The 14,208-nt window shown below is 67.6% G+C and carries 13 protein-coding genes and 1 tRNA gene; 5 read left to right on the forward strand and 9 right to left on the reverse strand.

Annotated elements, in window-relative coordinates:
* Positions 1-38 precede the first annotated feature (38 nt).
* Positions 39-124, reverse strand: a tRNA-Leu gene (locus VFB33_15880).
* Positions 125-195: 71 nt separating this feature from the next.
* Between VFB33_15880 and VFB33_15885 the strand changes: the two genes are divergently transcribed.
* On the forward strand, positions 196-1,089 hold the full coding sequence (locus VFB33_15885; GenBank protein HZO83175.1) for a glycosyltransferase: 894 nt from the start codon (positions 196-198) through the stop codon (positions 1,087-1,089).
* Between the two features lie 87 nt (positions 1,090-1,176).
* Here the strand turns inward: VFB33_15885 and VFB33_15890 are convergent, their stop codons facing one another.
* A complete protein-coding gene (locus tag VFB33_15890) occupies positions 1,177-2,298 on the reverse strand; it encodes a glycosyltransferase family 4 protein (protein HZO83176.1) in 1,122 nt (373 codons plus the stop codon).
* Between the two features lie 796 nt (positions 2,299-3,094).
* Here VFB33_15890 and VFB33_15895 point away from each other — a divergent pair.
* Positions 3,095-3,922, forward strand: a complete 828-nt coding sequence (locus VFB33_15895; GenBank protein ID HZO83177.1) for a DUF3426 domain-containing protein — start codon at positions 3,095-3,097, stop codon at positions 3,920-3,922.
* Positions 3,923-3,926: 4 nt separating this feature from the next.
* Here VFB33_15895 and gcvH read toward each other — a convergent pair whose 3' ends face one another.
* A complete protein-coding gene (gcvH, locus tag VFB33_15900; GenBank protein HZO83178.1) occupies positions 3,927-4,316 on the reverse strand; it encodes a glycine cleavage system protein GcvH in 390 nt (129 codons plus the stop codon).
* A gap of 178 nt (positions 4,317-4,494) precedes the next feature.
* Between gcvH and ald the strand changes: the two genes are divergently transcribed.
* Positions 4,495-5,601 carry an alanine dehydrogenase gene (ald, locus tag VFB33_15905; GenBank protein HZO83179.1) on the forward strand — a complete coding sequence of 369 codons (1,107 nt, stop codon included), beginning with the start codon at positions 4,495-4,497 and terminating at the stop codon, positions 5,599-5,601.
* 91 nt (positions 5,602-5,692) lie between these two features.
* Here ald and VFB33_15910 read toward each other — a convergent pair whose 3' ends face one another.
* From VFB33_15910 to VFB33_15935, 6 genes are all read right to left on the reverse strand, one after another.
* Positions 5,693-6,445 (reverse strand): GNA1162 family protein, encoded by a 753-nt coding sequence (locus VFB33_15910; GenBank protein HZO83180.1) that lies wholly within the window; start codon positions 6,443-6,445, stop codon positions 5,693-5,695.
* Complete coding sequence (gene aspS / locus VFB33_15915) at positions 6,442-8,232, reverse strand: aspartate--tRNA ligase (protein ID HZO83181.1); 1,791 nt, start codon at positions 8,230-8,232, stop codon at positions 6,442-6,444. The genes VFB33_15910 and aspS overlap by 4 nt, the downstream gene beginning before the upstream one ends.
* A 57-nt stretch (positions 8,233-8,289) precedes the next feature.
* On the reverse strand, positions 8,290-9,549 hold the full coding sequence (gene hisS / locus VFB33_15920; GenBank protein HZO83182.1) for a histidine--tRNA ligase: 1,260 nt from the start codon (positions 9,547-9,549) through the stop codon (positions 8,290-8,292).
* Between the two features lie 244 nt (positions 9,550-9,793).
* On the reverse strand, positions 9,794-10,957 hold the full coding sequence (locus VFB33_15925; GenBank protein HZO83183.1) for a thiolase family protein: 1,164 nt from the start codon (positions 10,955-10,957) through the stop codon (positions 9,794-9,796).
* Between the two features lie 72 nt (positions 10,958-11,029).
* Positions 11,030-11,473 carry an OB-fold domain-containing protein gene (locus VFB33_15930; protein ID HZO83184.1) on the reverse strand — a complete coding sequence of 148 codons (444 nt, stop codon included), beginning with the start codon at positions 11,471-11,473 and terminating at the stop codon, positions 11,030-11,032.
* A 124-nt stretch (positions 11,474-11,597) separates the two neighbouring features.
* Positions 11,598-12,575 carry an aldo/keto reductase gene (locus VFB33_15935; protein HZO83185.1) on the reverse strand — a complete coding sequence of 326 codons (978 nt, stop codon included), beginning with the start codon at positions 12,573-12,575 and terminating at the stop codon, positions 11,598-11,600.
* Between the two features lie 117 nt (positions 12,576-12,692).
* On the opposite strand from VFB33_15935, the gene VFB33_15940 reads away from it, so the two are divergent.
* Together VFB33_15940 and VFB33_15945 are read left to right on the forward strand one after the other, a co-directional pair.
* Positions 12,693-13,631 carry a fumarylacetoacetate hydrolase family protein gene (locus tag VFB33_15940; GenBank protein ID HZO83186.1) on the forward strand — a complete coding sequence of 313 codons (939 nt, stop codon included), beginning with the start codon at positions 12,693-12,695 and terminating at the stop codon, positions 13,629-13,631.
* Positions 13,632-13,655: 24 nt separating this feature from the next.
* Positions 13,656-14,201, forward strand: coding sequence for a VOC family protein (locus VFB33_15945; protein ID HZO83187.1), 546 nt, complete (start codon positions 13,656-13,658; stop codon positions 14,199-14,201).
* Positions 14,202-14,208 lie beyond the last annotated feature (7 nt).

A 14,208-nucleotide genomic window follows, 5' to 3' on the forward strand; every position in this document is an offset into this window, starting at 1 on the left:
CGTCTAAAGAATATCGCGGCGACGCCGGCGGCGAAATCTGGTGCGAGAGGGGGGACTTGAACCCCCACGAGCTTGCGCTCACAAGGTCCTGAGCCTTGCGCGTCTGCCGTTCCGCCACTCTCGCGCCCCGGTATCTGAAAGGGTTTAATCGGCTGCGGAGTCGAATTCAAGCCGTCGCGCCGCTTGTGGAGAAATTTGAAACTGTCGGTCGTAATCGCCACTCACGCGCGTCCCGAGGCACTGGCACGCCTGGTCACAAGCCTCGCGCCGCAACTGCGCCCGGGCGAGCGTGAGCTCTTGATCGCCGACAACGGCACGCCCGCGCCGACGCCCCTGCTTGCGCCGGCGCCGCCGCATCAGCATCTGCATGACCCCCGTCCCGGCAAATGCCGCGTCCAGAACCGAGCGCTGCGCAAAGCCTCAGGCGAAATCGTCGTGTGTCTCGACGACGACCTCGTCGTGGTCTCCGACTATCTCGACCAAGTCGAGCGCTTCTTCAGCGAACACCCGCAGTTCGCGGCGATGAAAGGCCGCGTCCTGCCCGTCGAGGATCCTGTGGCCAAAGTCGGCGCCGCGGCTGCGCCCTGGCTCGACCTTCCGATCGTTGACCACGGCGAGCAGGTGATCGAAGTGCGGGGTGTCCTCGGCGCAAACATGGCCTTTCGCGTGTCGGTGCTTGAGCGCGTGGGGCTGTTCGACGAGCGGCTGGGACCGGGCGCGGCCGGCCACGAGGAGGAGACCGAAATGTCGGCGCGGCTGCGCCGTGCGGGGTTCAGGATCGGCTACGCGCCGCGCGCGCTGGTTTATCACGAGGTCGACCCGTCGCGCGCCGACCGCACGCGCTTTCTGCGCATCGCGCGCGAGCGCGGTCGATGCCGGATGATCCACGAACACCATCGCGCGCTCGCGGTGCTTGCGGACAACACGATGGCAGTATTGCGGGTCTGGGCCGCGCGAATCGCCGGCGCCCGCCCCGAGCGCCTGGCGCGTGCGGAGTGGCGGCTCGCGGTCACGCGCGGGATGCGCGATGTGCTCTGGCAAGGAGCGCAGACAAAGACCGGTGACAGCTCATTCAGCGAGCAAACCTGAGGACGGCTGCGACCTGACCTCCCGCCCCTTCCCCAAGGCAAAGGGGGGCAAGAGCCATTGAGCTTGCCGCCGTCCACAGGCGCTCGATTAGGCCAGCGAGTTTATCAGCGCGAGCAGACCGTTGGCGTAGCGCTCCCAGGTGTATCCGGCGGCGGCCGCGCGGGCGGCTTCGCCGAGTTCGCGGCCGCTCTGCACGAGCGCGTCGAGACCGTTTGCGATCTCGCCGGAATCGGCGGGATCCTCTACGACGAGGTGCTGCAGGAGCGGCGGCATCAGTTCAGCGACCCCGCATTGCGCACTGGCGAGCGCGCCGATCCCGCTCGCCAGCGCTTCCATCACGACGTTGCCGAAGGGCTCGAAAAATGAGGGCAGTGCGAGTGCGTCGGAGGCATGCAGGACGCGCTCGATCTGTTCCTGCGCGCCGAGGAAACGCACGCGATCGTCGATTCCGAGCCGATGAGCCAGGCGAATGTAGCGAATCGCGGCGCGGTCGCTCCCGGCGATCAGCAGAAACGGCCGCGTTTCCATCGCGCTGCACGCCTTGAGCAGAGGCGCGAGCCCCTTGCGCGCGAAGCCGTTGCCTACGAAGGCCACCACCGGCGCGCCAGTGTCGGCCTGGAATGCTTGCCGAAGGCCGACGCGCGTCGCACGGTCCGCCACCGGATGGAAGCGCTCGAGGTTGACCCCATTGTAAAGTGTCGCGACTTTTTCCGGAGCTAGCTCGAACTCTGCAATCAGCTCCTTGCGCACGAGCTTCGACACCGCGATCGCCAGCCGCAGTGCCGGCGACGTGAACCCGGCTCGCTCAACCGCCATCTGCACGCGATGATAGGGCCGCAGATGCATCGCTGACGCCGCGGCGCGCCCTCGCCACCGCCGCGCCGCCCGCAGATAGGCAACATGCGCGCCACCGCCCGAGCGCAGCACGTCGGCGCCCACCGCGCGCGCAAAGCTGATCACCAGGTCGGCGCCGTCGCGCCGCGCCATCGCCGGCGCAGCCCACGCGAATCGCCAAAGCCCCAGGCTTGGGCTCAACCACGACGTACCGACCTGCACGATACGCCATCGCCGCGTCGGCTTGCGCACCTCCGCGGCGTAGATGGTCACCTCGTGGCCCGCCCGCAGCAGGCCTTCGGCCGTCACCAGCAGATCGCGCTCGGTTCCGCCACCCGCCGGATCGAATCTGCGCGCAATCAGCGCCAACCGCATCGCGGCTCACCCCACGTCGCTGGCTGCCAGCCGGCGCCGCGTACGTCGCGTACAGTGCGCACCGACCTTCCGCGCATGCCGACACGCCGCTGCCTCGGTCTGATGCCTGGCAGGGCTGCTTGTGTTAGCGTAATCGGCTGGACGGAGAGGCGCAGGGGCAATGATCGAAGTCCAGTGTACAAGTTGTCAGACCCGTTACCGGATTGACGAACGGATTCTGCCTGACGAAACCCCAACGTTCAAATGCTCGCGCTGTGGGCACGTGTTCACCATCGAGCCGCGCAAGCGGACGTCGCGGCGCGCCGGCCCCGAAGGCGCGCGCCCCGCGCCCGCGCCTTCGCCGGCCACGCGGCCACCGGCGGAGGAGCCGGACAGCCCTGCCGCAGCGCCGGCCGCGCCTGACGGCGCGCCGGCCGCCGCGGCGCAACCGCCTCGGAGCGGCGCCTCGGACCTCGGCGCTTTGGCGCCGAGGTCCGAGGCGCCGCCGCCATCGTCGGCCGATGCTGCGGCTGGGGGCGCCGCCGCAAACGCGGCGAGGTCTGTGGGCGGCGCGCCGGACGCGGCAGCGCCAAGCATGGCCGCGCCGACGCGCCCGCAGCCTGCGCCGCGTCGGGCACCCAAGGCGCCGCGCGAGGCGGCGCAGGCGGGTGAGCAGCGTCCGGCGGCTGACCAACCGACGCCCGACGACACACCCGCGCCCGCAGCTTCGGACGAAGCCGCTTCGCGGCGCCCTCCCACAGAGGAGCTTCTAAGCCGACGCTTCGAGCCAACGCCAAACGAACAGAGCTCACCCGGAGTGAATCTGAGCTTCGACTTCAGCGATGAAGTCCGCGCGCCCGTGGGCGAGCCCGACCACGCCGCCAAAGGTTACGGCGAGGAACCGTGGGAGGTCGGAGAGCCGGAAGCCGTCCCCCCGCCGCGAATCGCGCGCGCCCCGCGCCGTATCCGCGGCGACGAGATCGACGATGCGCGCGAGGGCCACGATTTTGAACCGCTCAACCACGAAGAGGCCAGCGCCGCAGCGGCTCGGCTCGAAGCCGAGTTGCGCGGGCGTTCCTACACGCTGCACTCGGCCGGGTTTTTCATCGCGCTGTTCGCTGTTGTGGTGTTCGGCTTCGGCGTCCTGAGCATGATTATCTGCGGAGCGCCCTTGGCCAGCGCCGAGTTGCTAAGCGCCTTGCCGGTGGTCGGCGCCGATCTCGAACCGCCGATCTCGCCCGCGCAAAGGGTAGCGCTCAGCCAGGTCCGGGCCCGCTACGCGACGATCAAAGACAAGCAGACGGCGCTTATTATCAGCGGGGTAGCCGAGAATGTGAGCTCGGCGAGGCTCGGCGCGGTGCAGATCGAAGCCGCGTTGAGCGGTCCCACGAACCAGCCGCTGCGCGTGCGCGCGGTCTATTGCGGCAACAATCTGTCGCCGGCAATGGTCAGCGAGATGACACCGCACGAGCTGGACTTCTTCGAAAGGCTCGACGGGCCGAAGAACTTCACCCTGCCCCCGCAAGGCAACGCCCCATTCGTGATCGTGTTCGTCGCGCCGCCCGCGGGTGTAAGCCGGTTCCAGTTGCGGGTCGCCAAGGCCGAAACAGCGCCGGCCACGGCGCCGGCCTCGGCGAGTGATTAGCTCCCTACTCCTTCTCCTTGGCGACCATCTCCTCGTATTCCTCGCTGTCCATCAGGTCGTCGACTTCGGCGAGATCGCTGAAGCGCACCTTGATCAGCCAGCCGTCGCCGTACGGATCTTCGTTGATAACCTCGGGACTTTCGGGCAGGTCCTCGTTGACCTCGATCACGGTGCCGCTGACGGGGGCATAGATGTCGGAGACGGCCTTGACCGATTCGACGACGCCGAACGGATCGTCCTTGCTGATCTTTTCGCCGACCGACGGGAGCTCGATATAAACGATCTCGCCGAGCTGTTCCTGCGCATGGTCGGTGATTCCGATGGTGGCGACCGAATCTTCGGTCGCCACCCATTCATGCTCTTTCGAGTACTTGAGTCCCGGCGGAACCTCCATGTCCTCCTCCAAACGATCGCCGCCTTGTGCTCCCCCGGCGTGCCGATCTTCAACGGCGCCGGACCCGCGGCCGCATATCTGCCATCAAGCGCGGCGGAAAACCGCTTGTCAAGTTCCCTTGAGATTTCCTCAAGTAGGCGCCGCCTCTGTCGCACGCGGCGGGAAAGGTCGAGCAGCGATGATCGTCGGGGTCCCCACTGAAATCAAGCCGGACGAGCGGCGCGTCGCGCTGACGCCCGCGGGCGCCGCGGTTTTGCGCAGCCACGGCCATCGCGTGCTGGTGCAGAGCGGCGCCGGCGCGGGCAGCGGCCATAGCGATCGCGAGTACCAGGCCGCGGGCGCGCAGATCGTGCGCGCGGCGGCCGCGGTATGGGCGCGCGCGCGGATGGTGCTCAAGGTCAAGGAACCGCAGCCATCCGAGTTCCGCTTCCTGCGCCCCGATCTGGTACTCTTCACTTATCTCCACCTTGCCGCCGAGCCGCGTCTTGCGCGCGAACTCGTGCGCCGCGGCACTACCGCGCTCGGTTATGAGACGGTGCAGCTCGCCGACGGCAGCCTGCCGCTGCTCGCGCCGATGAGCGAGGTGGCGGGGCGGCTTGCGATCCAGGTCGGCGGATGGTGCCTGGAGGCGCAGAACGGCGGCGATGGCGTGCTGCTCAGCGGCGCCGCGGGCGTCCGACCGGGACGGGTCGCGGTGCTGGGCGGCGGAATCGCCGGCGCCAACGCGGCGCGCGTCGCCGCCGGCGTCGGCGCCGAGGTCACCATCCTCGACGTCAATCCGACACGCCTGCGCTACCTGAGCGAAACGCTCGAGGGGCGCATCACCACCGTGATGTCCAACCGCGCGACGATCGAAGAGGAGGTGCTGCGCTCCGATCTGGTGGTTGGCACCGTGCTAGTGCCGGGCGCGCGCACGCCGCGCCTAATCACGCGCCGGATGGTTTCACGGATGAAGCGCGGCGCGGCGCTGGTCGATTTATCGATCGACCAGGGGGGACTCTCCGAGACCTCGCGTCCGACCAGCCACAAGCGGCCGATCTTCATCGCCGAGGGCGTGGTCCACTACTGCGTGACCAACATGCCGGCGATCGTGCCGCACACCTCGACCTACGCGTTGACCAACGCGACGCTGAGCTATGCGCTGGAGCTGGCCGATCACGGAGTGCTCGAAGCCGGCGCGCGCAACGCCGCAATCCGCGCCGGGCTCAACACCTTCGGCGGCCACGTCGCGCATCCGGCGGTCGCCGCCGCGCTGCGGATGAAGCCGCGCTCGCCGTGGGACTGAGGCGGCCTCCGGGATGGCATCGGCGAAGCCGCCCTTGGCCATTCTGAACCAAGCGCAGAATCCGCGCGAAGCGATTCCGAGTACGCGCGGATCAGTAGGTGCCGGTTCCCGGCGGCATCGGCACCGGCGTGACGGGCAGCGTGTAGGTGAGCTTGGAGGCGAGGTCGGCGATCGCTTCGTCGACGCCGCGCTGCGCGATGTCGTGCGCGCGCACCCAGCGGGCGCGATTCTCGACGAAATTGGCGAGGTTGAAGATGTTCTGCGTCAGCGCCTGCTGCTCGCGCGCGTAGCGCGCGGTCCACAGCACGACGCCGTTGTGCACGTCAATCACGTGGATCGCGAAGGCCACCGCCGCCGGGCTCTTCGCGGCGTAGTCGCTGCCCACGCGCTCCTTATAACGGGTCACCGTGCCGTAGAGCACGGCGTCGGCGGAAAGCTGACGGCCGAGCTTGAGCGCGTTCTGCTGGAGATTCGCCATCGTCGTCGGCGGCAGTGTGGACAGAACGTCGCGCACGTCGCTCTCCGGCGCGACTTCCCATCCGGAGACCAGAGTGACGCGGCTGTAGATGTCGGCGGTGAGCGATTCCGGCGCACCCTCCTCGATTGGCTCGCCAGTGGCGTTGGGATGCTCGATCAGCGGCATCACGGCCAGCCGATGCACCTTGACGGTCTTGATCGAGCGCACCGAATGGATCTCCAGCGAGGGATCGCTGCCGACCACCGGGATGGCCGACATCGTGTCGTGCCAGACCTGACCGACCGAGCGGTCCTTCGCACATCCGGGCGCCAGCAGCACCCATGCCAGCGCGAGCGCTGCCGCGGCGGACGGATTAATCTTGTTCACGGCGTCACCTTGATCGAGAGTTCGCGCAACTGACGCGCGTCCACCTCCGACGGCGCCCCGCTCATCAGATCCACCGCCTTCTGCGTCTTCGGGAATGCCATGACGTCGCGCAGGGAGTCGGTACCGCAGACCAGCATCGCAATCCGATCCACGCCGAAGGCGATACCGCCGTGCGGCGGCGCGCCGTAGCCCAGCGCCTCGATCAGAAACCCGAACCGGCGCATCGCCTCTTCGCGCGTGAAGCCGAGCAGTTCGAAGGCCCGCAGCTGGAGCTCCGGCGTGTGGATACGGATCGAGCCGCCGCCCAGCTCCTCGCCGTTGAGCACCATGTCGTAGGCGAGCGCGCGCACGCTGAGCGGCTGGTCGCGCAGCAGATCGAGATCTTCGGGATGGGGCGCGGTGAACGGGTGGTTGACCGACACCAGGCGTTTGTCCTCATCGCTGTATTCGAACAGCGGAAACTCCACCACCCACAGGAACTTGCGCTCGCCGCTCTGGCGCAGCTTGAAACGATCCCCGAGCTGAAGCCGCAGCTCGCCCAGGACCGGGCGCACGCGCGCCGCGCCGCCCGCCATCATCAGCAGCGTGTCTCCGGCACCGAGCCCGGCGGCCGCGCCCGCACGCTCGCGCTCGGCATCGCCAACATGGCGCGCGATCGGCCCCTGCCATCCGTCGGCTCCGACCTTAGCCCACGCCAGGCCCATCCCGTGGCGCGCGCGCACGCCCTCGACCAGCTCGTCGAGTTCGCGCCGGCTGAGCTGATGCGCCGCGGGGAGCGCGATTCCATAGATGCTCTCGCCGCGTCCGAGCGCCTCGGCGAACACCTTGAACTGGGTGCCGCCGAACGCCGCATCGAGCCGCTTGAGCTCCATTCCCAAGCGCATGTCGGGCTTGTCGCTCCCGAAGCGCTCCATTGCCTCGGCCCAGGTCAGGCGCACAAATGGGCGCGCGATTTCGACCCCGAGCACGGCGCGGTATATCGCCGCCATCATCCCCTCGCCCACCGCGATGATGTCGTCGATACGCGGGCAGGTCATTTCGATATCGACCTGGCTGAACTCGGGCTGGCGGTTGGCGCGCAGGTCCTCGTCGCGGAAGCAGCGCGCGATCTGGTAGTAGCGGTCGAAGCCGCCGACCATCAGGAGCTGCTTCAGCAGCTGCGGCGATTGCGGCAGCGCGAAAAAGCGCCCCGGGTTGACGCGGCTCGGCACGATATAATCGCGCGCGCCCTCGGGCGTCGGCCGCCAGAGAATCGGCGTCTCGATTTCGACGAAGCCCTCGCCGTCAAGAAACGCGCGCGTCGCCTTGACTGCAAGCGCGCGCCGGCGCAGGTTGCGCTGCATCGCCGGGCGGCGCAGGTCGATATAGCGGTAGCGCAGCCGCACGTCCTCGGCGGTCGTCTCGCCGTCGATCGGAAACGGCGGCGGCTGCGACGCGTTGAGGATACGCGCCTCGCAGACCGCGACTTCGATTTCTCCGGTCGGCAGCTCAGCGTTGACCGTGCCTTCCGCGCGGCGCACGACCTTGCCGCGCACCGCGACGTAGTACTCCGAGCGGGCGCGCCCCGCGACCTCGTGCGCCGCAGGGTCGTGTGCCGGATTGAACACCAGCTGAACGATCCCCTCACGGTCGCGCAGGTCGATGAAGATGAGGCCGCCGTGGTCGCGCCGCGCCGCGACCCATCCCCACAGCGCGACCTCGCGCCCGGCGTCGGCCGCGCGCAGCGCGCCGCAGAAGTCGGTGCGCTGCCACGGCGGCAGCGGCGAGTATTCGGAGAATTCAGCCATCGCAGTCGTCAGTGAGTCGGACTCGGCGTCTGTGGCAGGATACCCGTGCGCCGCCGGCTACGGAATAGTGGACGCGCGCCCGTCCTTGAGCGCCGCGATCAGATCGCGCTGCGCTACCTCGCTCTGCGCGCTCGCCTTGAGGTCGCGCACCACGGCGGTCGCGCGCTGGAGCTCGTTGTCGCCGATGATCACGGCGTAGCGCGCGCCGATCTTGTCCGCGCGACGCAGCAGCGCTTTGAGTCCCCGCCCGGGCGTCATCACTTCGACCCTCAGCCCCGCCGCGCGCATCTCGCCCGCTAGCCGCATCGCCACACGCACCGCGGCGTCGCCCAAGGCGGCCAGCGCGGCGTCGGGCCGTGCCTCGAATTTCCCCGCCTCCAGCGCGAGCGCGAGGCGATCGACGCCGATCGCGAAGCCGGTGCCCGGCACCGGAGCACCGCCCAGCGCTTCGACCAGGCCGTCGTAGCGCCCGCCGGCGGCAACCGCGCTCTGCGCTCCGACGGCGCCCGAGATCACCTCGAATGTGGTGCGGGTGTAATAGTCGAGCCCGCGCACCAGGCGCGGATTGACGCGATACGGCACCGCGGCATCGCTGAGCAGCTCGCAGACGATCGCGAAATGCGCGCGGCAGGCCTCGCAGAGGTAGTCCTGGCTCCTCGGCGCGTCCTCGGCGAGCTTAACGTCGATCTTGCAGTCGAGCACGCGCAGCGGGTTGCGCTCGAGCCGCTGATGGCAGTCCTGGCAGAGCTCGGCCAGATGGGCACGGCCCCATGCGAGCAGCGCCTGACGAAAGCGCGGCCGGCACTCGGGGCATCCGAGCGAATTGACCTCGAAATTCAACGCCAGGGCGAGCTCGCGTCTGAGCTCGTCGATCATCACCATCAACTCGGCGTCCGTGGCGGCGTCGGCGCGGCCGAAGATCTCCACGCCGAACTGCGAGAACTGTCGAAAGCGCCCCTTTTGGGGACGTTCGCGCCGGAACATCGGCCCGACGTAGTACCATCGCTGCTCCGGCTCGCTGCGATCCAAGCCGGCCTCGATATACGCGCGCACCACCCCGGGTGTGCCCTCGGGGCGCAGCGCGAGCGTAGTCTCGGCCTCGTCGCGGTCGGCGAAGGCGTACATCTGCTTTTCGACGATGTCGGTGGTTTCGCCGGTGGAGCGCTGGTAAAGCTCCAAGCGCTCGAGCACCGGGATGCGCACTTCGCTTATGTTGTGGCGCTCGGCGATGGCGCGCGCGCGGTCCTCGACTACAGCGAGGCTGCGCGCCTGCGCCCCCGCAATGTCCTGGAATCCTCTGAGCCGCGTCAGTTGCACGATGCGTTCGTGGTTGCCGTGTGAAACGAATCGCCGCGCGCTGAGCCTTGGACTCCGCTCGCAGACTCGCTTCGCTCGAGATGACACCCAAGGGCGCCTCTCTTACCATGCTGAGCGAAGCTAAGAATCTCCGCGAAGCGATTCGCTATCCCCAACAGAAATCTATCCGCGCAGGCGGGCAAGAAAAAGGGCCGCCAAGCAAGCGGCCCCTTCGGCCTCGTTGCAACAGGCCAGCCCCGCAAGCCTAGACGGTCAGGATGTGGATGGTGCAGGCCGAGCCAAGCCCGATGACGTGCGCCTGGCCCACCTTGGCATTGGGCACCTGACGATCCTTGGCCCGCGGGTCCCCGGTGAGATGCCAGACGATTTCACAGATGTTGGCGACGCCCGTGGCGCCCAGCGGATGGCCCTTGCTGAGCAGGCCGCCCGAGACGTTGACTGGCGCATAGCCGCCGAGGTCGGGATGCTTGCCACCGCCGCTATCGATGAATTTGCCGGCCTCGCCGTCGCCGCACAGGCCGAGGTTCTCGTAGTGCACGAGCTCGGCGGTGGCAAAGCAGTCGTGCAGCTCGGTGAGATTCACGTCCTTGGGGCCCAAGCCCGCCATCTCGTACGCCTTCTTGGAGGCGCGCCGGGTCAACGTGCTCACATCGGGCAGCGCTAGGTCGCGGTCGGTCCACGGATCCGAGGTCAGCACCGAGGCGGCAACCCGCGCGCGCTTGCGTCCGGCGGCGAGCTGCTTGAGCTTGCTCTCGGAGACCAGAATCGCCGCCGCCGCACCGTCGCCGGTCGGGCAGCACATGTAGAGCGTGTTGGGGTACGAGATCATGCGCGAGTTGAGAACGTCCTCGAGAGTGACCTCATTGCGGTACTGCGAGAAGGGGTTGCGGGTCGCATGCTTGTGCGACTTCACCGAGATCTTGGCGAAGTGCTCGATGGTGGTACCGTACTTGCGCATGTGCTCGACGCCGGCCTGGCCGAACACCGCCGGCATCAAGCCCGAGCCGAGCCGCCCCTCGGTCGCGTAGGCAGGGTCGCTGCCGCCGCCTCCGCCGCCGAGCAGGCCCTGCTTGCCCATCTGCTCCACCCCGACCGCCAGCGTGACGTCATACATCCCCGACGCGATCGCCAAGTACGCTTCGCGGAAGGCGGTTGAGCCGGTGGCGCAGGCGTTGGAAACGTTGACTACAGGGATGCCGGTCTGACCAATCTGCTGGAGGATGCGCTGCCCGACCATCGCGTTGGCCTGGTAGAGGTTGCCGCAGGCGAAGAGCTCGACGTCCTTGATACTGATGCCGGCGTCCTTGAGCGCGATTTCGGCCGCCTCGCCGCCCAGCTCGGGCACGCTCTTTTCCGGATAACGACCGAACTTGATCATCCCGGTTCCCAATACGTAAACGTTCTGCATCTCGGATCCTCCTGCCGGACCAGCCGGCGCTCAGGTTGCGCCTAGCGCGCGCGGCGCCCTGATGCTGCTCTCCTAATTCTTGCTCGGTTTGAACGCGAATGCGACGACGTCGTTGCCCTGGCGATCCTTGGCCACCACGTTGGTGATCATCTCCACCGGCATGTCGAACATCTGCTTGGGGTTCTTCTGGGCCTCCTCGGCTTCAACACCCACGATATTGGTGCGCACGCTGACGCCCTCGGGCAGATCGACGATCGCCGTGATGTAAGGCGTCTTGATTCCGGGGAACGACTGATGAACCACCGAGAAGACCCACACCTTGCCCTTGTCGCTCAGCTGGATCGGCTTGAGGGTGTCGGTGGCGCCGCACTTCGAGCACGCCACACGTTTGGTGTCGAGAAAAGTCGCGCCGCATGCTGAGCACTTGCATCCCATCAGGTGGGGCTTAGGTGCGAGCTTGAGGAAAGGAACGATCGGCTTGGGGCCGGTTTCGGCCGCTTGCGCCTGCTCAGCCATGGACTGCCTCCCGAACTTCGAGTCTCGATGAAGACGCTAAAATGCGCCCGGCGAGCGCGCGTCATCCGTCGCCGGCCGGCCGCGATGCGGAGTCTCCCACAGGCCGTTCAAAGCGTCAACTGTTTCAAATCGAACGCCACAGCTCGGCCATTCGGCGCCGCTCGGCGGCGTCTGGCAGACGCCCATAGCCAGCCTTGAGATCATCGGCGAGATGGGCCGGCTCGGCGGTCGCGGGGATCACACAGGTCACCGCCGGATGGGAGACGATGAATTTCAGGAAGAACTGCGCCCAGCTCGAACATCCCAACTCGGCCGCCAACGGCGGCAGCGCGGCCTTGCGTGCGCGGCGGAAGAGGCCGCCGCCCTCGAACGGGCGATTGACGAGCACCGCGATCCCGCGCTCGGCGGCGAGCGGCAGCAGCCGCGCCTCAGCCTCGCGGGTCTCGATCGAATAGGGAAGCTGGACGAAGTCGATACGCTCGCGCTCCATAACGTCGGCCAGCGCGCCGAAGGCTGACGGCGTGTAGTGGGTGATCCCGATGTACCTCACCTGCCCGGCGTCCTTCATCCGGCGCAGCGTCGCGAGCTGGGTCGGCCAATCGACCAGGTTATGCACTTGCATCAGGTCGATGACGCGCGTGCGGAGCAGCTCGGCCGAGCGGCGCATCTGCGCGATTCCCTCCTCGCGCCCCGAGGTCCACACCTTGGTCGCGAGGAAGATTCGCTCGCGCGCGTGCATTGCGGCGAGCAGCTCGCCGACCACCGCCTCGGCCCGCCCGTACATCGGCGAGCTGTCGATCACCTTGCCGCCGCCGTCGAGCAGCAGGCGGAGCACTTCAGTGAGAGCCTTGCGCGTGGTGGGGTCGAGCGCGACGTCGAAGGTCTGCCACGTGCCCAGCCCGATTATTGGCAGCGCCTCGCCGCTGGTCGGGATCGGCCGCGTGAGCATCGCCCGGCCGGGATTATTCATCGTTGCAACCTCCGGATTCTGCGATACCGCTCCCAAAATGGAGGCGCGCAACACTCGCACGGCGGCGTCGAGCATCAGCGCGCCCGCCGCTGCGGCCGCGAGCCGCAGAAACTCCGCTCGCGTGAGCCTCACACCCGGCTTCTACCACCTCGGCCCCGAGTTACCCCGGCTTCTACCACATCGGCCCCGAGTTACCCCCTCCCCTCTGGGTTGCGCTAGACTCGGGCGCGGAATCGGAGGAGCCGGGGCATGAAGTTGCTGTCGTTCGAGGCTGGGGCGGAGGCGCACGTCGGGGTCGCGCTCGCCGACGGCATCTACGACCTGACCTGCGCGCTCAACACGACGCATCCGGAGCTGCGATGCGCCGCTTCGCTGCTCGCAATTATCCAGGCCGGAATCGACATCGACACCGTGGCGGCCGAAAGCGTCGAGCGGCTGCGCGGCGCCGGCAAGCTCGCCGATTACGCCGTGCGGCACCCGAAATGGCTGCCGCCGATCCTGCGCCCGCCCAAGATTCTGGCGCTGGCGCTCAACTACCGCGAGCATATCGAGGAGAGCAAGCTCAGCTTCTTCGACGAGCCGATCATCTTCGCCAAGTACAGCAGCAACCTCGTCGGGCACGAGGGCGAGATCGAGCTGCCGCCGTTCCCGCAGATGGTTGACGAGGAGCACGAGCTGGCACTGGTCGTCGGGCGCGACTGCCGGCACATCCGGCCCTCCGCGGCGCGCGATTACATCTTCGGCTATACCATCTGCAACGACGTCTCGGCGCGCGACCGCCAGCGCGAGCGGCTGAAGATGGGCCAGCCGTACAGCTACGCGAAGAACTTCGCGAGTTTCTGTCCGATGGGTCCGTGGGTCGTGACGGCCCGCGAGCTGCCCGACGCGCGCAACCTCAGGATGGAAGTGCGAGTCAACGGCCGGGTCCGGCGCATAGGCAACACCTCCGCGATGATCTTCGATCCCTTCGAGGTGCTCGCCTATTGCTCGGACTACACCCTGATGGAGGCGGGCGACGTGATCTCGCTCGGCACCTACGCCGGCAACAAGCGGCTTGAGGCAGGCGACGTAGTTGAGATGGAGACCGAGGGGATTGGCGTGCTGCGCAACCGGGTGGCCGCCGCGCGGGCGCCGTGGCCCAACTTCGCGGCCGACAAGCCCACCGGACCGCTGGTCAGGCAAAAATAGGGACGGACCTGAGGAGGGCACGCAATGGCTACCCCGTCGATCGCCAGGCTCGGACACGTCGGTCTCCACGTGCAGGACCTCGAAAAACAGAAGTCCTTCTATCGCGATATCCTCGGCCTGACCGTCAGCGACGAAGACCCGGAACTGGGAATGGTGTTCATGAGCTCGCGCCCCGACGAAGAGCATCACGAACTCCTGCTTTGCCGCGGGCGCAATGTCGGCAGCGACGCGCGTGTGGTGCAACAGGTCTCGTTCCGCTGCAACTCGCTGGAGGACGTGCTCGGCTTTTATCGTCGCTTCAAGGAAAAGGGTGTCCAAATCGACGTCATTCTTTCCCACGGCAACGCGATCGGCGTTTATGGCCTCGATCCCGAGGGCAATCGGTTCGAGGTGTACTGGAACACCGGGCTCAAGGCCAAACAGCCCTATGGGCAGGTGCTCGACTTGGAGAAGCCGGCGGTCGAACTGATGAAGGAAGTTGAGGAATCCGTCGCCAGGTACGGCAAGACCGGTTACATTGACCGCGCGCGCCTGGCCCGCCAGAATATCGCGCCCTCGTCCGAGAAATAGAGCCCCA

This window comes from Candidatus Binataceae bacterium (genome assembly GCA_035650475.1).
Taxonomy (GTDB): Bacteria; Desulfobacterota; Binatia; order Binatales; family Binataceae; genus JAKAVN01.

Coding starts and splice junctions, on each gene's coding strand:
- VFB33_15890 (HZO83176.1), bottom strand. CDS start 2,298: ATGCGGTTGGCGCTGATTGCGCGCAGATTCGATCCGGCGGGTGGCGGA.
- gcvH (HZO83178.1), bottom strand. CDS start 4,316: ATGGAGGTTCCGCCGGGACTCAAGTACTCGAAAGAGCATGAATGGGTG.
- ald (HZO83179.1), top strand. CDS start 4,495: ATGATCGTCGGGGTCCCCACTGAAATCAAGCCGGACGAGCGGCGCGTC.
- aspS (HZO83181.1), bottom strand. CDS start 8,232: ATGGCTGAATTCTCCGAATACTCGCCGCTGCCGCCGTGGCAGCGCACC.
- VFB33_15925 (HZO83183.1), bottom strand. CDS start 10,957: ATGCAGAACGTTTACGTATTGGGAACCGGGATGATCAAGTTCGGTCGT.
- VFB33_15930 (HZO83184.1), bottom strand. CDS start 11,473: ATGGCTGAGCAGGCGCAAGCGGCCGAAACCGGCCCCAAGCCGATCGTT.
- VFB33_15940 (HZO83186.1), top strand. CDS start 12,693: ATGAAGTTGCTGTCGTTCGAGGCTGGGGCGGAGGCGCACGTCGGGGTC.
- VFB33_15945 (HZO83187.1), top strand. CDS start 13,656: ATGGCTACCCCGTCGATCGCCAGGCTCGGACACGTCGGTCTCCACGTG.